Genomic DNA, 25,792 nt, shown 5'->3' on the forward strand with positions numbered 1-25,792 from the left:
CGTGTACTGTAACCTACAAAAAAAGCGACCCGGAGTGGTCCGGACCGCTTGCATGGTGAAATACCTATGCGCGGGAAATATATTTGCCGTCGCGCGTATCGATAAGCAGAACGTCGCCTTCGTTAATGAACATCGGAACTTGTACGGAAAGACCCGTCTCCAGCTTAGCAGCCTTCGTCGCATTCGTCGCCGTGTTGCCTTTAACGCCTGGCTCCGTTTCTGTTACTTTGAGCTCAACGCTCGTTGGCATCGTAATACCGATAATTTCGCCTTGATAGCTTGCAATGTTAACGTTCATGTTCTCTTTAAGGAAGTTCAGCTCCCATTCGAGCTGTTTCTTATCGAGAGTGAACTGGTCATACGTCTCATTGTCCATGAACGTATATTCACTGCCGGAGTTGTACAGATATTGTACTTCACGGTTGTCAATTTGAGCACGGCCGATTGTCTCACCCGCACGGAACGTTTTTTCTACCGTGTTGCCGTTACGCAGGTTTTTGAGCTTGGAGCGTACGAATGCCGCGCCTTTACCTGGTTTAACGTGTTGGAACTCAAGAACCGTAAAAATTTCGCCTTCCACTTCTACCGTAAGGCCTGTTTTGAAATCGTTAACTGAAATCACAGCTTATGTCCCTCCTAATAATGTGCGAAGCCTGCAGCCAACTTCGGTGCAAACCTTCCTTATATCGGTGTCCGTCATCCTACGGAGCAGTCAACTCCAGCTCGTTAAACCGGAAGCTCAATCAGCTCTTTCGTCGATGCCGTCAATATTTTAATCCCGGTGTCCGTCAAGACGACGTCATCCTCGATCCGTACGCCCCCGAAGCCGGGGATGTAGATGCCGGGCTCAACCGTAACGGTCATGCCGGGTGTTAAAATCATATCGCTTAGTTTCGACAGGCGCGGCAGCTCATGAATTTCGAGTCCGAAGCCGTGTCCCAGACTATGGCCAAAGTTGTCTCCGTAGCCGTATCGTGTAATGATGTCACGCGATAGCGCATCTGCTTCGCGCCCTGTCATGCCTGGCTGTATATTCGCCAGCGCATGCAGTTGAGCTTCTAGCACAATGTTATAAATCTCCTTGTGCCGACTTGATGCCTGTCCGACTACAACTGTACGAGTCAAATCAGAGCAATAGCCTTTATAATAAGCTCCAAAATCGAGCTTAACGAACTCGTTCGTGCCTACGATCCGTTCACTGGCTACACCATGCGGCAGCGCCGAACGCTCACCTGAGGCAACGATCGTATCGAAAGAAGGGCCCGTAGCGCCTCCCTTACGCATAAATATCTCCATCTCAAGAGCGATCTCAAGCTCCGAAATTCCAGGGCGGATAATTCCGAGCGCGTATTGAAACGTACGGTCTGCAAGCTCAGCGGCCTGCTGAATGACGGCGATTTCCGCCTCGTCCTTAATGAGCCGAATTTGCTCGACGAGCTGGGAAACTGGCTGCAGCTCAATCGTACCAAGCTGCTGAGACCAAGCTGCAAACTCACCGTATGTAACATGCTCTTGCTCGAATGCCAGCTTGCTAATATTGCGGGAAGCAAGCAGCTGCTTCACCGATTCCATCGGCTTAGCTGCATGCTCAACCACTTGAAATCCTTTCGCTTGCTCTGTTGCCTGCGTCATATAGCGGAAATCAGTCAACAGCCAATTGTCATCCGCCGTGATGAGAAGCATGCCAGCTGAGCCGGTAAAGCCGCTCAAATATTTGCGGTTGTGCGAATAGGTCACCAGAAATGCTTCCAGGCCTGCTTCCGCGAGCTTCTCGCGCAGCCGATCTAATCTTGCATTCGTCATAACAAGAGATGCCTCCTCGCACTTAGCTTATATTTGGATTGGTCACGCCTGCTCCAGATGAGACACAAGCGCCCTCAACCCTAGCAAATAGCTGTCAGCTCCAAAGCCTGCGATTTGACCGACAGCAACCGGTGCGACGACCGAATGATGCCGAAACTCTTCGCGTTTATGAATATTCGACATATGCACTTCGACAACAGGCAGCGCGACGGTGCTTAGCGCATCCCGCAGCGCGTAGCTGTAGTGTGTAAGTGCGCCTGGATTAATAACAATTCCTGCGGCATGGCCGAACGATTCATGAATCTTATCAATTAATGCACCCTCGTGATTCGATTGGAAGCAGTCGACCGTATAGCCGAGCTCCAAACCAAGCTGACGAACGCGCTCTTCGATGGCAGGCAGCGTATCCGAGCCGTAAATCCCCGGTTCACGAACGCCCAGCATGTTCAGATTAGGTCCGTTAAGCAACAATATAGTGCGCATGCTGCACCTCCTTACGACATCTGCCGATCTCTCTCGCGCAAAAGTCCATTAGACATTCTACCATAAGCTTCAGCGGTTTGAGAAGAGTTTCCTGCATGCGCACTTTAGTATTACGCTATTACGTTGCCCCCGCCGCAGAGCCGGCCGGCTCACGTGACGCCTCGTCCGTATATTCGAACGCAATCGAGTAACCGATAAAGGTACCCCACAATAAAAAAATACAAAGCTCCGTGAACAGCGTACTCCACCCGATAAGCGTCAGAACAGGTGTGATAGACAATGAAGGTCCGACTGCCCCGAATATTATCGCCCACCATAGAAATCCGTAAACGAAGCCCATCCATGGTCCGCCTACCCTTGAGAACAAGACGAAATAAAGCAGCGAGCACAAAATGCTGAACAAGCAAAAAACAACAATTCCAACCATATAACCCCAACCCGTCTTCAGAAAGCTTAGTTGAAAAAATGGATCAGCCAGCACTCCCGGTACCAGCTTCGTAAATTTGAGCCAATATGCGATCCCCCTCAGAGACCCCCATATTAATCCAGCGAAAAATCCGAGCGATAGACAAAACGTGAATGGATTGGTATGACCGCTTTGCTCCTTTGATCGTCCGTTTGGATTACTTGAGCTGTGATTGCCGGAATGATTGGATCTTACACTCCATAACGTTGCATGCTTAGCCATCATTTTCCCCTTCCTTTAAAATTCTAAGTGCGTAACTAATGTGCCTTTCCTAGTATGGCAATTCCGGCCCATTGGTAACCGCTCGACATTGGCAAACAGCTGTAAAATCAAGTACAATAGAGAGACAAAGCAAGCCGCAGCGATGCGGATGCAAAGACAAGGAAGGTGAAATCCTTTTGCCGCAATCGAATAACATTTATGGGGGACAAGCTGTTATAGAAGGCGTCATGTTCGCAGGGAAGCATGTAAACGTAACCGCCGTACGGCGCAAGAACCAAGAAATTGCTTTCTATGAAGTACCAAGGACGACTCATAGCTGGTATACACCATTGAAGAAAATACCACTGGTGCGCGGTGTCGTTGGCATTTTGGAATCGAGCGCGAAAGGCTCGCAGCATCTAAACTTCTCCGTTGAGACATATGCAGAAGACGAACTCGAGGATGAAAAGGCAAACGGTACGGCGCCTGTCGTCGAGAAGCCGAAGAAATCGGGACTCAGCTTAACAGCTATATTCGGCATTGCCATTGCTGGCATCATTTCGTTCATCATCGGTAAAGTCGCTTTTACAGTTGTTCCCGCTATGGTGGAACAATTGCTATTTGGTCAGGCATTCGAGAATATAATATTACACAACCTGATTGAAGGCCTCATCAAGATCATCTTTCTGCTGGGTTATTTGTATGTCATATCACTGACACCAATTGTCAAACGGCTGTTTCAATACCATGGCGCCGAGCACAAAGTAATCAGCGCTTATGAAGCAGGCGTCGAATTGACAGTTCGTAACGTACAGCGTTTCAATACGCTACATTACCGGTGCGGAAGCAGCTTTATCGTCTTCTCTGTCCTGGTCGGCGTCATTGTGTACTCGTTCTTCAGCTGGGACTCGATGTGGGAGCGCATTTACTTAAGGATTCTTCTGCTGCCAGTCGTACTTGGTGTCTCATATGAAGTGCTCCGGTTCACGAACTCGCTTCGTGAAATTCCGGTACTCCGCTATTTGGGCTATCCCGGCTTATGGCTGCAGAAGCTGACGACTAAAGAGCCGACCGATGATCAGGTTGCCGTGTCCATAGCTTCGTTTAACCGGATGCGTGAAATCGACCGTCAGATGGAACAATCAAAAGCTTCATAATGAAACGGTAACAAACCTTAACGAAAGGCAATATTCGGCAGAGAGGGTGATAAAGATGGCACGGCGAAACAAAGATACGGTGTGGGGCATCATCTTAGCGGCATTGATCGTGCTAGGTCTAGCTCAAAGCATCTTATCCGGACAATGGAGCGGACTGCTGATCGGTGTAATAGTGCTTGGGGCTATATTCCTTCTCTACAAGTTCCCTCCTGGCCGAAGCCGAGCCCCTCGCAGCAGTATCAGATCGAAGCAAGCTGCTCGACCGTCACGCAGCGCGAAGCCTCGTACGCGAAGCAGCAAAACGATGCCATTCAAAGTTATCGAAGGCGGCAAGGACGACGATCAATTTCCAAGATACCATTAATGTCAAAAAGGCTGCCGAGTTACGCATCATGCGTTGCTCGGTAGCCTTTTGTCTTGGGGTTACTCGTTATCCAATTGATTGCGGATCGACCGCAATTCTTCAAGTCTTGTGGCATCATGACGGAAATATTCGACTAACGTCTCGATACATGTGATGGAGTCCCAACTCAGATGGTGCTCAATTCCTTCCACATCCCGGTATATGTTCTCTTCTTGAACACCGATTATTTCCAGAAACGACTCCAGCAGTTGGTGTCGATCCACTAGCCTCTTGCCCATCTTCTTACCTTTATTCGTCAGAACGAGGCCGCGGTATTTCTCATAGATCAGATAGTTGTCCTTGTCCAGCTTCTGAATCATCTTCGTAACGGACGAAGGATGTACCTCGAGCCCTTCGGCGATATCAGATACGCGCGCATAGCCCTTCTCATCAATGAGCTTATAAATCCGCTCCAAGTAGTCTTCCATGCTCGGTGTCGGCACTGGAGAACCTCCTAACTCCCAATGTGCACCTTGTCTCTCGGCGCTGCTTCTAGTATCATACAACGTTCAAGACACAACTGCAACCGATTCGACTTATCATCATATCCAGAACTTACCTTTCCTTGACTCGCAGCAGTTTTCATTATTCGGTACACACTACACGTATGAAAGCTGTTTGACCCCTTGATATTTCTAATATAGACGACATGCTAACCACCTATGAAGGAGGCAATCCATGAGCATATCGTTGTTAGATCGCCCCTCTCCTCCTAAAGAACGTAAGGAGACGCCGCAATTCATTCCCGATCTTGTATATTTTGAGCCTAAAGCGTTGGAATATCCGAAGGGACGACGAATTTTCGATTGGGTGCAGCAGCAAGGCATTCCTTACCGGATGACGACAAGCCATAATCGAATTACGAACCTGCCTGGCGAGACGGAGCTTGAACAGTACAAAAATGCCAAACGAACGCTAGTCGTCGGCATTCGCAAGACGCTAAAGTTCGATACATCTAAGCCATCAGCAGAGTATGCGATTCCAATCGCAACAGGATGTATGGGTCACTGCCATTATTGTTATCTTCAGACAACGCTTGGCGCCAAGCCCTATATACGATTGTATGTGAATACAGATGAAATTATTGAGGCAGCAAGAGGCTACATTAAAGAACGTGAGCCGGAAATAACCCGATTCGAAGCAGCCTGTACGTCTGATCCTGTCGGCCTTGAACCGATATCCGGCAGCTTGAGGGAATTAATAGAATTTATGGCGGATGAACCGTACGGACGATTACGATTTGTCACGAAGTACCATCATGTGGATTCATTATTAAGTGCTAGACATAACGGCCATACTCGTATCCGATTCAGTGTCAATGCTAAATATGTTATCCGTCATTTTGAGCCGAACACTTCCCGGTTCGAGGAACGAATCGAGGCTGCTGGCAAGGTGGCAAGAGCCGGCTATCCGGTTGGTTTCATTATCGCCCCGATTATTTGGCATGACGGCTGGGAACAAGGCTACAGCGAGCTTATCGAACGATTAGCCGCATCACTGCCTAGTGAGGCAACAAAGGATTTAACCTTCGAGCTTATACAGCATCGATTCACGAAGACGGCTAAAAACGTCATTGAACGCAGGTATCCGAAGACGAAGCTTGAGATGGATATCGAGAAAAGAAAATATAAATGGGGACGGTGGGGACAGGGCAAGTACGTCTACCCCGATGAACAAGCAGATGCGCTCCGCATGCTGCTGTCGGAGCGCATCTTCGAACATTTTCCGATGGCGACGATTGATTATTTCACGTAATAGCAACCGTAAAATTAAAATTTCAACCAATCTGGTGTCAGCATGTTCAGCCAGATCGTTATTTTCGTCATACGGTCCGTAAACAGCAGTACACCCATCAGCAGCATGATAAAGCCGCCGATCTTCATGAACAGATTGGAATAACGTAATATCCATCTCGTAGAACCAATAAAAAAGGCTAATACAAAGAATGGAATAGCAAAGCCGAGCGCATATGCTGTTGTTAATTGGAACCAAGTTCCAGGTGACGATGCTGCAAGCGCTAGGATCGCAGTCAATACCGGCCCCATACAAGGCGACCAGCCTGCCGAGAAGCCGATACCGAATACGAACGCGCCAATATAACTTGGCTTTTTCAGCCGCAGATGCAGCTTACGGTCTTTCATAAGCGCCTGCGGTTGAAAAATGCCGAGAAGGAACAACCCCATAACGATAATCAAGATGGCTGACAGCTGCCGTATTAACGACTCGTAGTCACTGAAGAAATCAGCGAACCGATTCGTACCATAACCGAGCGTATAGTAAACTACAGAGAAGCCGAGAACAAAAAATAGCGTGTGCGTCATCGTTCGCCATCGAACGTCCGCGCTCTTGTCGCTTGATTTCAGCTCGGTCACCGATACTCCAGTTATGTATGACAAATATGACGGATATAAAGGCAAACAGCATGGCGAAATGAACGAGGCAATGCCGGCTGCAAATGCAATTCCGATATTAACGTCCGTCAACTGCGCGTCACTCCTATCTAATCATCATCCACAATATAGTGGTGCGATTGCGCTGCGAGCTCTGGCTATACCCGATACCGGATACGGCCAGCGAGCAGCATTAGCAAGATTGCAATGAGAAGCAGTACGATCGTTGCACCCGGCGCCAAGTTCCATATGCCTGCAATCATCAGACCGGCGATCACCGCCACCTCAGAGACGATCACGACGGTGAAGATAGACTGCCGGAAGCTGCGGGCAGCAACAAGACTGCAAGCTGCAGGTATGGTGAGAAGCGCCGATACAAGAAGCGCCCCTACGATTTTGATCGAGGCGCTGATCACGAATGCAGCAAGCACACTGATCATCATGTTGTAGTATCGGACCGGCAGACCGTTAACGGCAGCAGCATCCTCATCGAACGTAAGCAAGAAAAGCTCTTTCACATGTAGTCTAAGCATAACGAGCACGAGCACGGTTACAATGCCGATGATGATTAAATCAGAATCGTTAAGCGTGTAAATGCTGCCGAACAAATAGCTTGTTACATCAAGGTTAAATCCTTTGCCTAAAGTGAAGAACAGCGATGCAAGTGCGACGCCGCCCGACATAATAATGGCGATGGATAGCTCCGCATACGTCTTGTACGCTTTGCGCAGCTTCTCGATGGCGAACGATGCGGCGAGTGCAAAGATTAACCCAATGCCGATCGGGTATACGCCTAACAGGAAGCCGAGCGCGACGCCTGCAATTGAAACATGTGACAGCGTATCGCCGATCATCGACAGCCTGCGCAGCACAAGAAACAAGCCGAGCAGTGGAGCCGAAATACCTATCAGCAATCCGCCGATAAGCGCTCGCTGGAAAAATTCAGTTGTTAAAATGTCCAAGGAGTTACGCCTTCTTTCTCTTTCTCCAGCACTTGCCTCAGCCCTTTCAGGCTATGAGCGATGCTCGTCTCTCCGCAGTCCTCAATGTCGTGAGAGTGGCGAACGTAGAACTTCAGCTTGCCGCATTCCTTAGCAGGCTTCTCGCCCAAATAGCCGCGAATCATCTCCATATCGTGCGACACCATCAGGAACGTCATTCGATGATGCTGATGCATATGTTTGATCAAATGGAAGAAGCCTGCTTGTGTCTCACTGTCGATGCCGACCGTCGGCTCATCAAGAATAAGCAGCTCCGGGCTATTAATAAGGGCACGCGCTAAGAAGACGCGCTGCTGTTGTCCTCCAGACAACTGACCAATACGTTTGCCTGCGAGATCCTCAATGCTCATGGCATGCATCGCTTCGTCTGCTTTCAAGTGATCAGCCTTCGTCATCCTTCGAAACATTTTGTTCCGACCATACAAACCTGAAAGTACCACTTCTCGAACCGTGGCTGGGAAGAGAGGATTAAACGAATTTTTTTGTGGAACGTAGCCGATTCGGTGCCAATCTTTAAAATCAGCTGCCGGCTGGCCGAACAGCGATATCGAACCTGATGCCGGCTTCAATAGTCCGACAATCATACGAAGCAGCGTCGTTTTGCCGGCCCCGTTCGAGCCGATTAAGCCGACGAAATCACGCTGCTGTACGGAGAACGATACTTTCTCCATAACACGTTGATTCTCGTAAGAGAAGGCAATGTCTTGTAATGTAATAATATCTTCATGGCATACAGCGCTTGGCGCCTGCTGCCGTTCGAGTACGGATTGCTCGAGCATCTTGTATACCTCCTTCTGCCGAACTGACGCATAGAACAGTCGAACAGACTGTCTTGCAATAAAGCTATTGTAATGCTTTAAGTAGGTTTTGCAAATTCGATTCCATCAGTGTAACATAATCGTCACCATTCTTCTTCTGCTTACTCGTTAAACCTTCAACAGGATTGAGCACTAGTGTATCCACATCTGCTTCGCGTGCCAACGTATCCGCTAATGTACTCGATACCAGCTCCTCGAAGAAAATATAACGAACTCCGTTCTTCTTCACGAACTTAGACAGCTCAAGCAGGTCCTGCGCTCGCGGCTCCGAATCAGGCGACAATCCCATAATCGACAGCACATTCAAACCGTAATCACGGGCCAAATAACCGAAAGCCTGGTGAGACACGACAATATCGCGGCGGCTTACTTGACTAAGCTCGGTCTCGAACTTCACATCTAGTGCATTCAGCTTCTCTATGAGCTTCTCATAATTAGCTGCGTATTGCGCTTGGTGAACCGTGTCAACTTCTATTAACATATCTTTAACATTGCCAGCCATAATAATCATCGACTTAGGACTAACCCACGTATGAGGATCAATACCATGATGATCATGATCCTCGTGGTCTGCAGCCTCGCTTTCATGCTCGTCCTCTTCTCCCTCGCCATTGAGCAGCACGATGCCTTCGCTCGCTGCTCCAGTCTTTAGCTTACTGCTCTTCGGGAGTCCTTCTAGAAAATCGTCAATCCAACCTTCTAGCCCGGCACCGTTATAGAGAAGCAGCTGCGCTTTGGAGGCCGTATCCAGATCTCGGCTCTTCGGACTCCAATCATGCGGTTCGACGCCGGCCGGTATCAGGTTGATTACATTTGTGTACTCGCCTCCGATCTCGCTCGCCAAATAATAGAGCGGATAAAAGCTCGTCACGACGTTCGTCTTATCTTCCGCCAATTTTCCTGTCGACGCTCCGCTTCCGCAGCCTGACAATATAAGTACAGCAGCTGCCACTACAGTTAATCCACGCAAAATCGACAGCCGACCTCTACTGCGTTGTTTCGAATCCATTCCGTACATACCCTTCCATTCCCCATTTCGCCTAGAACCTTTTTGACTCTTTAATCGCTCTTGATCGTAATCGTAACTATTACGTTATTCATTATATAGGCGTTCAAAATGAGGTGTCAATAATTATTCGTAATTATTACTAAAAAGAAATCAACTCCCTCTGATCGTCCGTGCACTCTACTATCACTATTGGAACAATGCGCCGTATCTATTCATCAGGAGACTGGAGGATTTACTTGTGCTGCCCGCCTAGCGCTCCGTAAGTGCTTTTCGGCACCTATTTCTCTCGCTTCCGCACGTATGTGCTTTTCAACAAGCACATCCATAAACAAAAAAGTCGGGCAGAGGCTACTCCGCTCGACTTTTCAAGTCCGCCTATAGCGAACCTGGTTATTTAACTTTTGCACCGTTTGGCATGTCGTCAGGCACTGTAGCAAGTGTGAGCTTATCGCCTTCGGAAGCAGCGAGAATCATGCCTTGGGACAGCTCGCCGCGCAGCTTAACAGGCTTTAAATTCGTCACGCATATCACTTTGCGGCCGATCATTTGCTCCGGCGTGTAAAATTTGGCGATGCCTGAAACTACCTGCCGAGTCTCGAAGCCGAGATCCAGCTGCAGCTTCAGCAGCTTATCTGCTTTTGCGACTGGCTCCGCCGCAATGACTTGCGCAACGCGCAGTTCGATTTTCGCGAAATCATCAATCGCAATTTCTTCCGCCATCTCAGGCGCCGCTGAACGCTCCGCAGAATCGGCAGCAACCGATGCCGCCGCTGTATTCGCATCAGCTGCTGGAGCCGAGCCGCCAGTCATCGATGAGACAATATACTCGATCTCGACCGCTTGGTCTAGACGAGGGAAGATCGGCTCACCTTTGCTAACGCGAGTTCCGCCTGGCAGCGAACCGAACTTCTTCGCACTCTCCCAGGAGGTCAGTTCACCCGCTTCAATGCCGAGCTGCGCCCATATTGCGCGTGGCGCATTGGTCAAGAACGGCTGAAGCAAGATCGAAACGATCCGAAGCGACTCGGCGAGATGGTACATTGCCGACGCAAGCTCCGCCCGCTTCGACTCGTCCTTCGCCAGCACCCACGGCTGCGTCTCATCGATATATTTGTTCGTACGACTTACGAGTTGCCACAGCGCGGTAAGAGCGACTGAGAACTCCATCTTCTCCATCGCCGATTCCAATGCTTCGATCGATTCTGCCGCCTGGTTACGCAGCGTCTCGTCGAACGCCGTCACATCGCCTGCATATGCAGGAATAACTCCGTCAAAATATTTGCCAATCATGGCAACTGTTCGGTTGAGCAAGTTGCCGAGATCGTTCGCCAGATCAAAATTAGTCCGCTCTACGAAGCTTTCCGGCGTGAACGTACCGTCAGAGCCGAATGGCACTTCGCGGAGCAGGAAATAACGGAGCACGTCGAGCCCATAACGGTCAATCAGCTTGACTGGATCGATGACGGTGCCTTTCGACTTCGACATTTTGCCTTCCTTCGTCAACCACCAGCCATGCGCGAACACTTTCTTCGGCAGCGGCAAATCGAGCGCCATCAGCATAATCGGCCAATAAATCGTATGGAAACGTACAATCTCCTTACCAACCAGATGAACGTCCGCAGGCCAGAACTTCCGATATAGTTCATCGTCAGGCGTATCGTAGCCAAGCGCCGATATATAGTTGGACAAAGCGTCGATCCAGACATAGATCACATGCTTCGGATCGTTCGGTACTTTAATGCCCCAATCGAAAGTGGTACGGGATACAGCGAGATCTTCAAGACCCGGCTTGATGAAGTTATTGATCATCTCGTTCTTGCGCGACTCCGGCTGAATAAACTCTGGATTATCCTCATAAAACTGTAGAAGTCGATCGGCATATTTGCTCATGCGGAAGAAGTAGCTCTCTTCCTTCACCAGCTCCACCGGGCGTCCGCAGTCTGGACAATTGCCATCAACGAGTTGACGCTCCAGGAAGAACGATTCGCACGGAGTACAGTACCAGCCTTCATAAGTACCTTTGTAAATGTCGTCCTGCTCAACCAAGCGAGCGAAAATTCGTTCCGCCACCCGTTTGTGGCGATCCTCCGTCGTCCGGATGAAGTCGTCATTCGAAATTTCGAGCTTCTTCCACAGCTCCTTAATGCCGACAACGATATCGTCCACGAATTGCTGCGGCGTCTTGCCAGCCTCCTGCGCCTTCCGCTCAATCTTTTGTCCGTGCTCGTCCGTACCGGTCAAATAACGAACCTCGTAACCGCGCAGCCGCTTGTAACGAGCCATTGCATCGCCAGCTACCGTCGTATAGGCATGACCGATATGCAGCTTATCGCTCGGATAATAAATCGGTGTTGTAATGTAAAACGTCTTGTTCTCACTCATCGTAATTCGCTCCTTATTATGACTTAACTGCTTATGGACGACAAAAAGCCCCCGTCCAACATGGGACGAGAGCTCTCACTCACGCGGTACCACCCAATTTCCTCCCCGATCCAATCGATTCAGTCCTATGTCTGCATCTCCGATCGAGAAGCTTCATTCACCGTCCGTTCAAACGGCACGTTCCTTAACGCGGAACGAATCGCCGCTTCTTGCCGCGCAGACAAGCCATAGTGGGCTTCATTGTGCTTCGCATTGCTCGACAGCGGTTCCTCCCGGACCATCTTCAGGTTGCGCTCCATACCGGTTCACAGCTGCCCCGGCTCTCTGGAATGGCCGCTATCCATACTTATCCGTTCATCGGTTCATCATATATTCTTATGTCCAAAATATACCGAACGCCACCTACCCGTGTCAAGGAACCGATATGGGTTGATTAAAATTTCCGTTTCGGTTTCGGCTCCGGCACGGGATCGTACCCGCCGGGATGGAACGGATGACAGCGGCATATCCGCTTCACCGCAAGCCATGAGCCGCGAGCGACACCGTGCCTCTCCAGCGCCTCCAGCGCGTATTCCGAACAAGACGGATAATACCGGCAGGTCGGCGGCTTCAGCGGCGAGATGACACGACGGTATAACCTTACCGGCGCCTGTATTACTTTAATCATCATTCGCTGTCTCCGTCTTGGCGACAATCCTTGCAATAACCGAACACCTCGAACTTATGCTTCACCACTTGAAAATTGTCCGGCACACTAGTCTGATCCATCGGACAATGCGTAATCGGATACGTCTTGCCGCATTGCAGACAAATCAGATGATGATGATGGTCATGCTCCCGGCAGTGAAGCTTGAAGCGAACACCCTCTTCAAATACGACCTGCTCCAGCACGCCGAGCTCTTCCATGACTCGAAGATTCCGGTATACCGTATCGAAGCTGAGACCGGAATAGATTCTCCCCATATATTCATAGACGTCCTTCGGAGACATATAGCCGGGCGAATCTGCGAACAGTCCGGCCAGCGTCTTCCGCTGATCTGTTATTCGCAGCCCTTGAGCCGCCATCTTCTGAACGATTTCATCTGTAGTCATCGTATTCAAGCCTACCCTCCGAATCCACACTATCTTCTAAAACCATAATGCCCGAAATCGACAGCGCCGTCAACGCACGAGACATATCTCCACGTTCGTCATACATACAAAAAGACTGCAGAAGAAGCGCCACTATCACGCGTTCCGCAGTCTTTCAGCATGCAGCCGTTCCTAGGAGCGAAGCTCTGGAAGCGGCGTGAAGAGCAAATTAATCGGCAGATTACCGCCCGGCGCAATCGTAAAGACGATCTCGACCGCTTCTTCGGTCGACCCTGTCCGGTACAGCACACCGGCTGAGTTCGCATCCTTCACGATACTGCCCTTCTCAGGCAGCGTTACGAGCTTGCCATTAACGAGAAATGCACCCATATAATAACCGCCGCGTGGGTTCAAAGATATAAGCGTGTTCGGGGCAACATGATTCAGGTGTATTTTGTACAATACGCCGAAGTTCCCCTTGTTGACTTCCAATTTGCCGGTTAAGCCGTCATATCCATCTTGAAAGAAATCTATCTTTCCATCGCCGATTACGATACGCTGCGGCTCATGACCAAGCACCTCGTTCAGTTCAATTTCCCGGTTCGTCCCGTTAAACGTACCACGGACATGCACGTCGCGGGTCATCAAGCCTAAGCTTGGAAGTGCAGCAATCGGATCGACACCGTCTCGGACAACGACGACCTGGAAGTCAAGACTTTGATCTGTCGTAAGATCAGCGAAGCCCGAGAACACCTCGTTCTGCTTGATCGCACGTGCCGAAATAATTGGAAGCACTTCTTTCGTCTCACCCGGCTTCACAGTCATCCAGCTTGTCGCAGGCTTGGAAGCTAGTGAATCTAAATACCGCGCCGTCGACATTTTGCCGGTAGCCGAAACTTGTGGGTTCGGACCGCCTATACCGTTCGCGCTGAGACCGACATTCGCCGTAACGGTTCCGTAGTTAGTCGCGAGCAAATACATTTTGACCGGCGCGCCAATATGGTTCATGTTATGGAACATGAACCGGATGTCGCCAATCAATTGGTCCTGATAAGCAATCCCTTCCTCTGTCCATGTCTCCGGACTGTTGCTGCGGACCATCTGTGCCGGCTCGGCTACAGGATTGGTCGTTAACAGCTTGTAGTTCAACACCTTAGCGCCATCAATCGAATAAATACCGCCAACCGGCGTGAACAGCTTTCCATATTCTTCTCGAGTATAGAGCACTTCGTCCGATACCGTCACATATTTCGTCACTTGTGACGTAAGGCCATGACGGTCCGTCACTTCTAACGTGACCGGGAAATCGCCAGCTTCGAAGAATACCGACTCGTTACCCGACCACTTCACCGTTACGATCGCATTCTCATCGTCCGTGCTCCGGTCCGTATACTGAACATTCTCGCCAATTCGATAGATTGCTTTATCGAACGTAAAATTAGCTACAGGCGGCTGGTTCGGCGCCTTCACCACGACCGTGACGGAGTACGGATCGCTCCATACGCCGTTGCCGTCTTGAATTTGCCGGGTAACCGTATACGTTCCCGCTTGCGCGAAAACCTCCTCACGCCCGTTCCAAATTTCGTTCAGTATGCCCGTCCCGCTTGGCACAACCGACTTGTCAATGTACTGAACAAGCGTCTGTTCTGCGTAGATTTCGGAAGGCGACACCTCGAAAGCTGCCGTTGGCGCTTTCGGTGCTTGCGGCGCTTGTACGGTTGTCCATTTCAGCGTCATCACATTATTTACGAGTGACAAGCTGCTCCCCGCCATCGCTGCCCACGACTTCACCGGAACCATGAACGTGCCTTTCAGATTGATTGCCGGACCATTCAGCGTCACTCTTTCACCGTTCTTCAGCACGACATTATTATTCGGACTGAATCGGAGCTCCACGCCATCCTTAGTCGCTGTAGACTGCTTCGTTGAGGCGATATAATCGACCTTATAACCGAATTCGACAGCAATAGCCTTCAGCGGGATGTACGAGATGCCGTTAATAAACGTAAGCGGCTGTGCAGCGGTTGTTATGACGCCATTATGCACGATGACCTTACTGTTCTTGTTCATCGTCAGTTTGTGCGTTAACACCGTCGGCTCCGTGCTTACGGTCGTAGTCGGCGTTATAACCGGCTGCTGTTCAGCAGGGATGCCTGTATCAGCAATCTCTGTGCTTAGTGCCGGATCATCAGAAATCGATTCTTCAGCCTGTACCGTCGGCTGAGAGACAACCACCTGTGTAACAATGAGAGATAAGAGCAACAACCATTTCAGCTTCTTCAAAACAACGACTCCTTCATCCTACTTCTACTAGGCGTAAGTACAGACACTTCCTATGATCTGAACTTAGCAATGCCTAATAGTATAGGACGCCTTACAGCTTACAAAGGTTTCGTTATTGAACCGGGTTGTCACTCTTTTGACACATTTCGATTCTATCTAATTGGCGGAACGATTAACCATTGACTCTCATATTCATCATAAAACTACCTGCCATAATGAGAAACATGATGATGCTCGCAACGCCCAGCAGCTTGCGTCTGCGAATAAGCGTCCGGATAGCCGATGGCTCTGCATTTACATGCATAGCTTCCGAAACAGACCGATGAGCGAACAAAAAAGCGATCACACATACAACAAACACAATATTGGTCATGAACCAAATGCCTGTCCACATGAGCGAACTACAACTCCTCTTATCTGAGTATAAAAAAACCGCCAGCGAAACGCCGCTGCGACCCAGCAGTATCCGCTAGCGGATTCGTAATAACCGACCAGGCGCCTTATAGGCGCCGCTTGTCCATCATCGAACACGCTTGTTATAAATACCAGGTGTTCAGAATGACGCCGAACACAACCGCACTGACAACAGCTCCCGCGAACGAAAACCATCCTGTACGAAACCGCTGCTGAAACATGCTCAGCACGCCGAAACTAAGCAGCGAAAAAATGAGCATGATGAATACGGCTCCGAGCACGAACAGCCCGGCTGATACGTCGCTAACGTCAACAAGTGTCATGGACAATCCTCCCATATGAATACAGCAGTCGATTCAGACACATACCTCGCTACATTATAACGAATCTGTGACAGCGTTGCCAGTAGCTGCATGCGTCGAATTGATGACAAATGCTCACCAACGGATCGGTGTTTCATAATATTTCATATTTGCTGGTTTTTTGCGAAGCTTAATCTGGAGTATACCGTCCTTGCACAACGCCTTGCACATCCGCGGGAGCACCTGCTTGGCAAGTGGGATCGTTTCCTTCTTGCCTTCAGGCAATCCCTCGATGCGAACTTTATCCTCGCGAACGAACAGACGGAGCTCCGAAGGATGTACGCCGCGCGGAATCGTCCATTTAATGACGATAAAATGATGCGTTTCGAACGTTTCTGCCGAATTTTGTCCCGGAATTCTTCCCTTCTCTTGAAGGGCGCTAGCCAACATTGCTTTGACATAATTCGCTACCCAGCCTGTATCTTTAAGCGCTTCGAACCCGCGCGGGAGCTGCTGCGTCCGCATCCATTCCTCCATGTCATTCCATTTGACCATTGCTTCCCGCCTCCCCCGTAATACGCTCTCATATACAATTGATCACTCTATGTTATGCGGCTCGCTTATACGAGGTACTTCGAACGTTTATTTCCTATAGGCAAGTGCGGAACCTATGGGCGAATGCCGCATACGATACCGTATATCGACATCTAAACAAGGAGGTTCGGAACGAATGCCAGCTGTCGTAGGCTTTGTTAACATTACGAGCGTCGGCTCCAGCGCCGTCGTGCAGTTCGGAGATACGGTTCAAGTATCGCCCTCCAGTAACTCCAAAACGTATGCAGGAGCTGGTTCGTTTCTGACTGGTGGCTTAGCGAACTCCAACAACGCCCTTAGCGCAACGAATACGATTGATCCAGACGTTCAAGACAGCACGCAAAACCAAGTCGGAAACGGCGTTAACGTCATATGAGCAATTGGACGATTTATCAGCAGATTACGATTCATCAGCTGCGCGTACAAAGCGTGTCCAACAGCTCTGTTCTTCAAGTCGGTAGCGCTGGATCCATTCGTTCGCTGTCGCAGCTGTACAACTCCGGGGGTTTCAGTGGACCTGCTCCCGAGCTAGAAGATGAAAATCCTTTGTCCTTCGTTCCGCTTCCGAATCCAGTTTAATGAATCGAGGTGAAAACGGATGACATCGCAAAGCAGCAGCGCTAACCCTCCATTCAACCAGCCATCACAGCCCACTCATGACAGACCGCAGCAGATTAGTGCTGGCTGGTCAGGATGGCCTGCTTGGATTGCACAGGTGCAGAATGCTTTAAGAATGCAGCAGGAACAAATCATGATGCTGCAGCAACGCGTCGACACGTTGACCACAAAGCTGAAAGAAGCGGAAGCCAAGCCGTCGTACAGCATCGACAAGATTGAATACCATTTTGACCAATTAAAAATCGAGAAGCTTGACGGCACTCTCAATATAGGCATTCAGCCTCCACCGGACGGCAGCGAGAGCGATATCGATCAATTTATCGTACAGCAGGCGAAGAACAACCATGCGGCCAACGTTAATGGCAACGGGAACAAAAACGGCAATGGGAATAAGAATGGCAATGGACCAAGCTCGGGCATCAGCACACCGAACGTGTTTCCATCCGCGGGGCCAGCCGCGATGAGCCTGCCACCTCCTTATGACAATATTCAACGGCGTGTCAATGCCTATATGGATCAGCAAGCGCCAGAAGAGCTGGCAACAATGGAGAAAGAACTCGATCTGCCGCTCGATCCTTATCACCGAAGAATTGTAATCGAGGATATTAGGCGACAGCTCCCGACGAGAATTCATTTTTATATGCAGCAAGCAAAGGCTGACAATCCGGAGGCTGATACGCAACCGTTCACCGTAGAAGAGCAGGTGACGAATAAGACAATCCGCGACATTCAGATCGCGTTCCGCCAATACTTAACAAAGCTTAGCAGCAACGGGTCAGGAAATAATGGAGGAGGTGTGCTCCAGGTATGATCTTTTACGTCGTCAATCACGAAATCTGTGTCGGCTCCATCGAAGTGCTTGGCGTATCCAGCTCGTCGCTGCTGCAGGTCGGCGACAATGATTCGATGTCACTGATGTCGATGTTCGATACCCCTCCCGAATCGGTTATCGTAGGGCAGCTTGCCCCGTTACAACTGCCGGAAGGCGCCGAGAACGCAGAAGGTGAACAGATGCAAGGCGAGGGCTCCGCTCCGGTCAACATTAAGCTGCGATGAGAATGAACGGCGTCACCTTTGAGATTCCCGGTGCCAACCTTCCAGAGCCAACCTTCCTGTCTCTTGACGAAACCAATCTACGCACATCGGAAGTGCAGGGCATCTGTGTGAATACGGTCGCCCAAGCCGGCATACTGCAAATCGGGGATCGCTCCGAATCAATTTCGGTGCTGCGCGCTATCGCACTGCAGCGTAAAGAAGACCATCCTTATGCAGGCGACGTATTCTTTGAATCTTATTTAATATTCGACAGACCGTTCCCGGCGTTCATTGATGCTAACGATGATGACAGCATTGTCGTGACCCATCGCTGGAACGCTTGCCCGATCATCTCCGTCGGCTGCATTAGAATTACGAGCGCAGGCGCTGCCGCGCAAGTTGTCATCGGCACCGGACGGACGCACCGATCCGAGTCTCGAATAAAGCATATTCGTCAGTATAAGAGCAGACTTCCGCTTCCTCCTGCATGTCCATAGAGCCTCTGCAGTGAATGAATAGCACCCTGCATTTGTGACGGCGGACTGATCGACATCGGCCGCTCGGCATCGTCTGGATGGGCGAATGTTGAAATGCCATTGACCCGGTATAAACGTCCATAACAATGGCCACCTCTCACATATATTAGAAATGTGGTTAACCATCACACAGAACCAATTAGGAGGTCATGAACTATGGGATACCCTGTTGCAGGCGTTGGAGCAGGCCACGGCTGCGGCCCTATTGGGGGCGTAGGCGGAATCTGTACTAGTGTCGGCGTCATTCTCGTTCTTTTCATCCTGCTCGTTATCGTACTTCGCGCAGGCTGGTTCTAAGTCTCAGACAAATTCGATAAATCGTCTTAAGGGCTGCCGCTTGCAATGAAATGCTGGCGGCGGCTCTTTTGACATGAATCGATAACGAGCTCTCCGTCACTTACACTTTGCGGCCCATAATAACGACATCCCGCTCCGTGCCGTCAAGCTCGCAGGCGCCAGGAAGCAGCCCCCATTGCTGAAAGCCGTGCTTGGCCAGCAGTCGAAGACTAGGATAATTATGACCGAACACGAAACCGAGAAGCGTCCTAATTCCTAACCGATCACATGAGCGGATGGCACGGTCTAACAAATAACCTCCGACACCTGCCCCCCGATATCGTTCCGCTATATATATACTCAGCTCGGCTGTAGCGTGATACGCCGGTCTGCCGTAATAAGACTGGAAGCTCAGCCAACCGACCATCTCTCCCTCATCGTTATGCGCGACCCAGATCGGTCTTGTACTCCAGTCCCGGTTGCGGAACCACGGGATGCGGCTCTCGACTGTTACCGACTCGAGATCGGCAGTAACCATACGACTGGCTACCGTCGAATTATAGATCGCAACGATCGCGGGCAAATGCCGTTCCTCCGCTGTCGTCACGCTGATTCCCATGCTCATTACTTATCGCCTCCAACTTGCAAATATGTATATATAATAATCCATTATTAAGAAGTACATGGAACTCACTGCTTATTATGGCACACATGCTGGACAAGCTCCAAACACCCTACATCCGCTCACTGGTCGTACATACTCGCCATCAGAATATTTGCAGCCTAAAGAGCCAATCCGCGAGTCAACATCGGATCGGCTCTTTCGAGGCTTATATCCCATTTTATTGCGCCAGCTCCCGGTACTTGCTCACGTACTTCGTTACACTCTGAACGAAAGTAGCGTGTGACCATGTAAGCGGCGCCACGGACAGCGGACTGCCATCATGTGGGTTCAACTGCTCCGGCAATACGCCGCTCTGCAGCGCATGATCAACGACCCACTGCAGCGTACGCTTCGGCCCTTCCAACTCTTCAAGCGACTTAGCGGATTCGATCTCAAAATTCGCTACCCACAGTGTACAGATGATCCATGGATTCCCTGGTACTTTCTCGATATCGCCGGATTGCTGGAAATAGTAATCGTTCGTATATCGGGCGATGCCGCCAACCTGAGTCCTAACGCTTAACCCGTCCTTGATTGCACGCATCGTCCGAACGACGCGATCATCATCGACTGGTAGTACCCCAAACTCCCAAACGGCAAACAAGCTGCTCTCAAGTGTCGTATCTTTCACCCAGCGGTTATCCTTCTGAACGAGTCCGCGAGCGAATCGCCCTGTTTCCTCATCCCACAGATGGGTAATGATTCCATGCTTCACTATCTCTGCTGTATTCCGAAAGTAGTCACTACGCTCGTAATCGCCGAACAGCTCCGTAAAGTATGCAGCTGCCATCAAGCCTCCATAGACCGAGGATGCTGTATAGGTCCATATCCCGTATCGTTCCTCCCACAAGTCATAGCTCGGTTTCGGCAGCGACATGGAATGCTCCATATACTGTGTTAAGAAATGAGCCGCTTTGCGAATGAGATTGGAATACAGCGACTGAGGCAGCTCGATCACTTGATGACGGGCATAGTCTTTCCACAATGCAAACAGGACGAGTGCCGTCTCATCTTCTTGAATCGGCAACCGGCGGCTTCCTTGCACCATGTAAGGATGCCAGCTTGATCCAACCGTTCCGTCGGGATTGTACTTATGGTACAAGTATCCTTCCGGAGCCAAAGCCTGCGCACAGAAATGAAAAAATGGCGCAATTACGCTGTGGAAGCCTGCAGCAGACATCGACTGGGCAATTAAAGCGCCGTCTCGCGGCCACATGTAGCTGTAGTGATCACGATTGTACTGTAGAATATCGGTGTCATTCGCTGCGACGATTGCTCCCCGCTCATCCGTCTGCGTCCGGACAATCAACAAGCTTTGCTTGAAAATCCGAATGACATCGGCAGGCAGATCACCTAAGTCTTTCTCGGCACGATGCAGCCAATGCTTCCAGTAGATCACCATACGGCTCAGCAGCTTCTCCGGATGGTTCTCCTGCACATACTGATTAAGCTCCTTCACTTCCTCCAAGCCCTTGCCGATCGTCATCCAGTAATACACCGTCTTCTCGCCTCCTGGCGGGACAATCGTCCGGAAGCTAATCGTACTGTCGACCGAGCCTTGCGCGATCGCATTGCCCATCAGCACGCCGTCCTCTGCATCCCGCCAAGTGCCTTCCGCCGAATGAAAACGTTTAATACCGGTTGAATACTGCATGATACCGCCTTCATCTGAAAATCCGTTGAACATAAAATAAGACGAGCGTTTGTAATGAAACAACGTATGATTTTCCGGGAAATAGGCAGCCGTATCACCAACCTCCGAGCCGTCGATCATCAGATCCTGATGAAAAAATAACCGGAATTCACGCGGCTCACCCGCCAGATTGCGGACGACTACACGTTTAATATAGATACACTCCCGCTGATGAATACCATCGTTCATATGAAGCTGGACATTAAGCTCCTCGTGCTTCGCGATAACATTCGTCACTAATGAGCCCTCGATATAGTCGAGCTCAAATTGCCAGCCCGGATCGTCCAGCCATGCGAACCGGCCGGCAACCCAAATACCGAAACGGCATGTCTGGCCTCCGACATGGTTGAGTTGTCCGACATAGGGATAATAGATATCCCGAATAAAACAATGATTATCCAGATTCAGGAGCATCTTGCCATTACCGATCACGAGATGACGGGCCATCTTTCTGTCTCCTTTCGCAGAGGCAGCAGTTCAGCATATAGGTTCAAATACGATTTAGCGGAACGGCTCCAGCTATAATCTTCTTTCGCGCCATTGCTGACGATTGCTTTCCACGTTTCTTCATGCTGATAACAAGAGAGCGCTCTTCTGACCGTATAAAGCATATCGTGTGCGTTGTAATTGGCGAATGTAAACCCGTTGCCCGTTCCAGTATATTCATTGTACGACTGTACCGTGTCTCTCAGCCCGCCCGTCTCCCGAACGATTGGCACTGTCCGGTATCGAAGCGCGATGAGCTGGCTCAGACCGCATGGTTCGAACCGCGACGGCATAAGAAACATATCTGATCCAGCATATATCCTTCTGGCCAAGCCCTCGTCATAACCAAGTCTGACATAAAGCTGCTCTGGGCGCCGCTGTGCAGCTTCCCGCAGCAGCTGCTCGTAATGAAAATCTCCCGCTCCTAGCATAATAAGCTGAATGCCCTCGTCCAGTATCGGATCAAGGACGGCAAGGATCAGATCGATCCCCTTCTGCTCGACGAGACGTGTGACTACTCCGATGACCGGAATCGATTCGGATTGCGGCATACCAAGCTCCTGCTGCAGCGCGACTTTATTTTTACGCTTGCGGGCAATCGATCCGCGATAGGGCGTATGGAGCGCAGCATCGATCATCGAGTCGTAGCTTGTCGTATCGATTCCATTCAAAATTCCGTGCAAATCGGATGCCCGCCAGCGAATGACGCCGTCCAGTCGCTCGCCCCAGCACTCCGTCTGAATCTCTTCAGCGTAGGTCGGGCTTACGGTCGTAAGCTTGTCCGCATATTGCAAACCTGCTTTCATACAATTCGCCGCGCCATAAAATTCAAGACCGCTTGTCCAGAACCATAGGTCGTCCATCCCGACAAGATCCTGCAGTAGCTTCTGTCCGAACACCCCTTGATATTGTAAATTATGAATCGTAAATACGGTTCGGACAGAACGGCACAGCGGATCGTACGCATATCTTGTCTTTAGCAGAAAAGGAAGCAGCGCCGTCTGCCAATCGTGACAATGGATGATGTCCGGTACGAAGCCAAAATGAGGCAAGCATTCGACAATTGCGAAATTGAAGAAGACGAACCGCTCTGGATCGTCCTCATATCCGTACAGACCATCGCGTTTGAAATATTGCTCATTGTCAATCAAATAATAAACAACACCATCAATTTCAGCTCGCAGCAAGCCGCAATATTGATGCCGCCACCCGAATCGGAACGAGAACGTATGAATCGTCTCGAACCGTTCCGCCAAGGATGTTGGAATATCAGCATACTTGGGAAGCACTACGCGTGCATCCGCTCCGCGTTCGTTAAGCGCCTTGGGCAGCGCACCGACGACATCTCCCAGCCCGCCGGATTTCGCCAGCGGGACCGCCTCCGAAGCAGCAAACAGTACATTCACAGTACTTCCCCCTTACTCGTTAAATCGTTTTTCGTTTCGTGGCAACGAACGGCACGCCGGCCGCACCGCGAATGTCGCGGCCGTGCTCAATGATCACATCCTTATCGAGAATGGCGCAATCGAGTATACTATTCTCGCCGACGATCCCGTTCTGCATAACGATGCTGTTGCGAATAACAGCGCCTCTGCGAACATGGACGCCGCGGAACAGCACACTGTTGATGACCGTGCCCTCTATAGTACATCCGTTGGCAATGATGGAGCCGGACACCTTCGCCCCTTCCAAATAATGAGCCGGCGGCTCATCCTTCACCTTCGTATAGATCGACCCCGGACGGAAGAACAGCTCCTTCCACACCTCTGCCTTCAAGAGCTGCATGCTGTTGTAATAATAGCTATCCAATGTGTTAATCATCCCTAAATACCCATCGTACATATAGGCACACACATTCAGTTTATCGAGCCGTGACATAATGGCGTGGCGGATCAAATGCTCCTGCCCCTGTGCAAGCGACGACTCAATCAGTTCAAGGAGCAGGTCACGCCGCATGACATATATTTCGGTCGACAGCAGGTTGCTGCTCAGCCGTCCATAATGATCCTGCATTGCGGTGATCCGGCCGTCCAGGTTCACCTCGATTTTGCGGCTTCTGCCGGGTATGAACGACGTTTGCCGTTTGCAGACGACAGTAATGTCCGCACCCTGCTTCTCATGAAACTCGATGACCGGGGCCAGATCGATATTGCAAATAACGTGGCTGCGTGCAACGACGACAAACTCCTGCTGGCTGCGATTAAAGAAATCCCGGTTCTGATACATATGATATAAATCGCCGCGTCGCAAATCTTGGCTGTCCTCCGTCGTCGGCGGCAGAATGAAAAAGTCACTTTGGCGGCTATGAAGATCCCAATGCTTCCCGGAGCCCAAATGATCCATAAGCGACCGAAATTTCGTATGCGCGAATACGGCCACTCTAGATATCCCGCTGTTAACCATGTTGGATAAAATAAAATCGATCAACCGATAGCGGCCGCCGAACGGCACCGTTGCCGTGCAGCGTCTAGCTGTCAGACCCTCCAGATCATCCGGTTCATGGATAAGATTAATGACACCCATTACTCGATTTTTCACGACGGCTCCACCTCCAGCAGCGCTCGATAGCTGGCAACGAATTCATCACTGCCTACGACCGTGACCTCCGATTGATCCGGATGTCCAATCGTAACGCCGTCCGCAATTACCGCTCCATCTCCGACAATCGTACGATATAGCTTCGCTCCTGCTCCTACCCTCGCGTTGGGCATCACGACCGACTCCCGAATGACACTCTCCGAACCGGCGTGTACACCATAAAAGATAACCGACCGGTTCACTTCACCTTCAATAAAGCTGCCTTCCGAAATGATCGATGAAACGATTTGCGCTTGCGGCGCAATATATTGTGCCGGACGATTCGGGCTTACAGAATAAATTCGCCATTCCGGGTCCGTCAAATCCAGAGGCGGATGATCATCAAGCAAATCCATATTCGCCTCCCATAAGCTTTCAATCGTACCAACATCCTTCCAATAGCCCTTGAACGGGTAGACGAACATATCCATCCCGTCCTTCAGCATTGCAGGCAGAATATCTTTGCCGAAATCGTTAGAGGAGTGACGGTTTGCCTCATCCCGGATCAAATAGCGCTGCAGCACTGGCCACGAGAAAATATAAATGCCCATCGAGGCCATATTACTCGTCGGCATCTTCGGTTTTTCCTCGAATGCCGTAATGCGGTCCTCGTCATCCACGTGCATAATACCGAATCGACTTGCTTCCTTCCACGCCACTTCGATGCCGGCAATCGTAACGTCCGCCCCTGTCTTCTTGTGATGGGCAAGCATTTTCTCATAATCCATCTTGTAGATGTGATCTCCGGATATGATTAGCACATATTCCGGGTCTGAACGGTCAATAAATCCCATGTTCTGATAGATCGCATTCGCTGTCCCTTTATACCAGACACCGCCCTTCTGCTTCACATAAGGGGGGAGTATGGCCATGCCGCCATCCCGCCGGTCCAGTCCCCATGGGCTGCCGATGCCTAAATATCGGTTCAGATCAAGCGGCTGATATTGCGTCAATACACCAACAGTGTCGATGCCTGAATGAGCGCAGTTACTAAGCGTGAAATCAATAATGCGATATTTCCCGCCAAAGTAAACGGCCGGCTTAGCCAAATCCTTCGTCAAAACGCCGAGTCTTTTGCCTTCTCCCCCGGCGAGCAGCATGGCGACCATTTCTTTACGCCCCATAGACAT

General features: G+C 50.3%; 31 protein-coding genes. 9 read left to right on the forward strand and 22 right to left on the reverse strand.

Annotation, left to right across the window (positions count from 1 at the left end):
- Positions 1-64 precede the first annotated feature (64 nt).
- From efp to PXY01_RS03035, 4 genes are all read right to left on the reverse strand, one after another.
- Positions 65-622 (reverse strand): elongation factor P, encoded by a 558-nt coding sequence (gene efp / locus PXY01_RS03020; protein WP_127567142.1) that lies wholly within the window; start codon positions 620-622, stop codon positions 65-67.
- A gap of 104 nt (positions 623-726) precedes the next feature.
- Positions 727-1,803: a M24 family metallopeptidase gene (locus PXY01_RS03025; RefSeq protein ID WP_127567144.1), complete on the reverse strand. Its 1,077-nt coding sequence runs from the start codon at positions 1,801-1,803 to the stop codon at positions 727-729.
- Positions 1,804-1,845: 42 nt separating this feature from the next.
- Positions 1,846-2,286: a type II 3-dehydroquinate dehydratase gene (gene aroQ, locus PXY01_RS03030; RefSeq protein WP_127567146.1), complete on the reverse strand. Its 441-nt coding sequence runs from the start codon at positions 2,284-2,286 to the stop codon at positions 1,846-1,848.
- Positions 2,287-2,404: 118 nt separating this feature from the next.
- Complete coding sequence (locus PXY01_RS03035; protein ID WP_246027773.1) at positions 2,405-2,977, reverse strand: YqhR family membrane protein; 573 nt, start codon at positions 2,975-2,977, stop codon at positions 2,405-2,407.
- A 173-nt stretch (positions 2,978-3,150) separates the two neighbouring features.
- Here PXY01_RS03035 and PXY01_RS03040 point away from each other — a divergent pair, with 173 nt between their 5' ends.
- Positions 3,151-4,110, forward strand: a complete 960-nt coding sequence (locus PXY01_RS03040; protein WP_127567148.1) for a DUF1385 domain-containing protein — start codon at positions 3,151-3,153, stop codon at positions 4,108-4,110.
- 55 nt (positions 4,111-4,165) lie between these two features.
- Positions 4,166-4,474 (forward strand): hypothetical protein, encoded by a 309-nt coding sequence (locus tag PXY01_RS03045; RefSeq protein ID WP_127567151.1) that lies wholly within the window; start codon positions 4,166-4,168, stop codon positions 4,472-4,474.
- Between the two features lie 59 nt (positions 4,475-4,533).
- Here PXY01_RS03045 and mntR read toward each other — a convergent pair whose 3' ends face one another.
- Entirely contained in the window at positions 4,534-4,956 is a 423-nt protein-coding gene (gene mntR, locus PXY01_RS03050) for a transcriptional regulator MntR (protein ID WP_127567153.1), read from the reverse strand.
- 235 nt (positions 4,957-5,191) lie between these two features.
- On the opposite strand from mntR, the gene splB reads away from it, so the two are divergent.
- Positions 5,192-6,268 carry a spore photoproduct lyase gene (gene splB, locus PXY01_RS03055; protein WP_127567155.1) on the forward strand — a complete coding sequence of 359 codons (1,077 nt, stop codon included), beginning with the start codon at positions 5,192-5,194 and terminating at the stop codon, positions 6,266-6,268.
- A 14-nt stretch (positions 6,269-6,282) separates the two neighbouring features.
- Here the strand turns inward: splB and PXY01_RS03060 are convergent, their stop codons facing one another.
- The 12 genes from PXY01_RS03060 to PXY01_RS03110 form a co-directional block, all read right to left on the reverse strand.
- The gene (locus PXY01_RS03060; RefSeq protein ID WP_127567157.1) at positions 6,283-6,996 is read right to left on the reverse strand and encodes a cytochrome c biogenesis CcdA family protein; all 714 of its coding nucleotides are present in this window, start codon (positions 6,994-6,996) and stop codon (positions 6,283-6,285) included.
- A 65-nt stretch (positions 6,997-7,061) separates the two neighbouring features.
- On the reverse strand, positions 7,062-7,865 hold the full coding sequence (locus tag PXY01_RS03065) for a metal ABC transporter permease (RefSeq protein WP_127567159.1): 804 nt from the start codon (positions 7,863-7,865) through the stop codon (positions 7,062-7,064).
- Positions 7,853-8,683 carry a metal ABC transporter ATP-binding protein gene (locus tag PXY01_RS03070; protein ID WP_127567161.1) on the reverse strand — a complete coding sequence of 277 codons (831 nt, stop codon included), beginning with the start codon at positions 8,681-8,683 and terminating at the stop codon, positions 7,853-7,855. The genes PXY01_RS03065 and PXY01_RS03070 overlap by 13 nt, the downstream gene beginning before the upstream one ends.
- Positions 8,684-8,747: 64 nt before the next feature.
- A complete protein-coding gene (locus PXY01_RS03075) occupies positions 8,748-9,731 on the reverse strand; it encodes a metal ABC transporter solute-binding protein, Zn/Mn family (protein WP_127567163.1) in 984 nt (327 codons plus the stop codon).
- Between the two features lie 390 nt (positions 9,732-10,121).
- The gene (metG, locus tag PXY01_RS03080; RefSeq protein ID WP_127567165.1) at positions 10,122-12,113 is read right to left on the reverse strand and encodes a methionine--tRNA ligase; all 1,992 of its coding nucleotides are present in this window, start codon (positions 12,111-12,113) and stop codon (positions 10,122-10,124) included.
- A 125-nt stretch (positions 12,114-12,238) separates the two neighbouring features.
- Positions 12,239-12,394: a hypothetical protein gene (locus PXY01_RS22250; protein ID WP_164744286.1), complete on the reverse strand. Its 156-nt coding sequence runs from the start codon at positions 12,392-12,394 to the stop codon at positions 12,239-12,241.
- 152 nt (positions 12,395-12,546) lie between these two features.
- Complete coding sequence (gene yidD, locus PXY01_RS03085) at positions 12,547-12,780, reverse strand: membrane protein insertion efficiency factor YidD (RefSeq protein WP_218028205.1); 234 nt, start codon at positions 12,778-12,780, stop codon at positions 12,547-12,549.
- Positions 12,780-13,205, reverse strand: coding sequence for a Fur family transcriptional regulator (locus PXY01_RS03090; protein WP_127567382.1), 426 nt, complete (start codon positions 13,203-13,205; stop codon positions 12,780-12,782). The genes yidD and PXY01_RS03090 overlap by 1 nt, the downstream gene beginning before the upstream one ends.
- Positions 13,206-13,376: 171 nt before the next feature.
- Positions 13,377-15,467, reverse strand: a complete 2,091-nt coding sequence (locus PXY01_RS03095; RefSeq protein ID WP_127567169.1) for a stalk domain-containing protein — start codon at positions 15,465-15,467, stop codon at positions 13,377-13,379.
- A 172-nt stretch (positions 15,468-15,639) separates the two neighbouring features.
- The gene (locus tag PXY01_RS03100; RefSeq protein ID WP_127567171.1) at positions 15,640-15,861 is read right to left on the reverse strand and encodes a hypothetical protein; all 222 of its coding nucleotides are present in this window, start codon (positions 15,859-15,861) and stop codon (positions 15,640-15,642) included.
- 142 nt (positions 15,862-16,003) lie between these two features.
- Positions 16,004-16,204 carry a hypothetical protein gene (locus PXY01_RS03105; protein ID WP_127567173.1) on the reverse strand — a complete coding sequence of 67 codons (201 nt, stop codon included), beginning with the start codon at positions 16,202-16,204 and terminating at the stop codon, positions 16,004-16,006.
- Positions 16,205-16,318: 114 nt separating this feature from the next.
- A complete protein-coding gene (locus PXY01_RS03110) occupies positions 16,319-16,738 on the reverse strand; it encodes an Hsp20/alpha crystallin family protein (RefSeq protein ID WP_127567175.1) in 420 nt (139 codons plus the stop codon).
- A 175-nt stretch (positions 16,739-16,913) separates the two neighbouring features.
- On the opposite strand from PXY01_RS03110, the gene PXY01_RS03115 reads away from it, so the two are divergent.
- The 6 genes from PXY01_RS03115 (at position 16,914) to PXY01_RS03140 (ending at position 19,263) form a co-directional block, all read left to right on the forward strand.
- On the forward strand, positions 16,914-17,153 hold the full coding sequence (locus PXY01_RS03115; RefSeq protein WP_127567177.1) for a spore germination protein: 240 nt from the start codon (positions 16,914-16,916) through the stop codon (positions 17,151-17,153).
- Complete coding sequence (locus PXY01_RS03120) at positions 17,150-17,356, forward strand: spore germination protein GerPB (RefSeq protein ID WP_127567179.1); 207 nt, start codon at positions 17,150-17,152, stop codon at positions 17,354-17,356. The genes PXY01_RS03115 and PXY01_RS03120 overlap by 4 nt, the downstream gene beginning before the upstream one ends.
- Before the next feature lie 19 nt (positions 17,357-17,375).
- Positions 17,376-18,206 (forward strand): spore germination protein GerPC, encoded by an 831-nt coding sequence (gene gerPC, locus PXY01_RS03125; RefSeq protein ID WP_127567181.1) that lies wholly within the window; start codon positions 17,376-17,378, stop codon positions 18,204-18,206.
- Positions 18,203-18,451, forward strand: a complete 249-nt coding sequence (locus PXY01_RS03130; RefSeq protein WP_127567183.1) for a spore germination protein GerPD — start codon at positions 18,203-18,205, stop codon at positions 18,449-18,451. Before gerPC ends, PXY01_RS03130 begins: the two co-directional genes overlap by 4 nt.
- A gap of 2 nt (positions 18,452-18,453) precedes the next feature.
- On the forward strand, positions 18,454-18,927 hold the full coding sequence (locus tag PXY01_RS03135) for a spore germination protein GerPE (RefSeq protein ID WP_164744287.1): 474 nt from the start codon (positions 18,454-18,456) through the stop codon (positions 18,925-18,927).
- 195 nt (positions 18,928-19,122) lie between these two features.
- A complete protein-coding gene (locus PXY01_RS03140) occupies positions 19,123-19,263 on the forward strand; it encodes a sporulation protein YjcZ (RefSeq protein WP_127567187.1) in 141 nt (46 codons plus the stop codon).
- Between the two features lie 100 nt (positions 19,264-19,363).
- Here the strand turns inward: PXY01_RS03140 and PXY01_RS03145 are convergent, their stop codons facing one another.
- The 5 genes from PXY01_RS03145 to PXY01_RS03165 form a co-directional block, all read right to left on the reverse strand.
- A complete protein-coding gene (locus PXY01_RS03145; RefSeq protein ID WP_127567189.1) occupies positions 19,364-19,867 on the reverse strand; it encodes a GNAT family N-acetyltransferase in 504 nt (167 codons plus the stop codon).
- A gap of 217 nt (positions 19,868-20,084) precedes the next feature.
- Entirely contained in the window at positions 20,085-22,046 is a 1,962-nt protein-coding gene (locus tag PXY01_RS03150) for a glycoside hydrolase family 15 protein (RefSeq protein WP_127567191.1), read from the reverse strand.
- A complete protein-coding gene (gene glgA, locus PXY01_RS03155) occupies positions 22,028-23,491 on the reverse strand; it encodes a glycogen synthase GlgA (protein ID WP_127567193.1) in 1,464 nt (487 codons plus the stop codon). Before glgA ends, PXY01_RS03150 begins: the two co-directional genes overlap by 19 nt.
- Positions 23,492-23,510: 19 nt before the next feature.
- A complete protein-coding gene (glgD, locus tag PXY01_RS03160) occupies positions 23,511-24,623 on the reverse strand; it encodes a glucose-1-phosphate adenylyltransferase subunit GlgD (protein WP_174721792.1) in 1,113 nt (370 codons plus the stop codon).
- Positions 24,620-25,786: a glucose-1-phosphate adenylyltransferase gene (locus PXY01_RS03165; protein ID WP_127567195.1), complete on the reverse strand. Its 1,167-nt coding sequence runs from the start codon at positions 25,784-25,786 to the stop codon at positions 24,620-24,622. The genes glgD and PXY01_RS03165 overlap by 4 nt, the downstream gene beginning before the upstream one ends.
- Between the last annotated feature and the right edge of the window lie 6 nt (positions 25,787-25,792).

The organism is Paenibacillus xylaniclasticus, from assembly GCF_004001065.1.
In the GTDB taxonomy this organism is placed as follows: Bacteria; Bacillota; Bacilli; order Paenibacillales; family Paenibacillaceae; genus Paenibacillus_T; species Paenibacillus_T xylaniclasticus.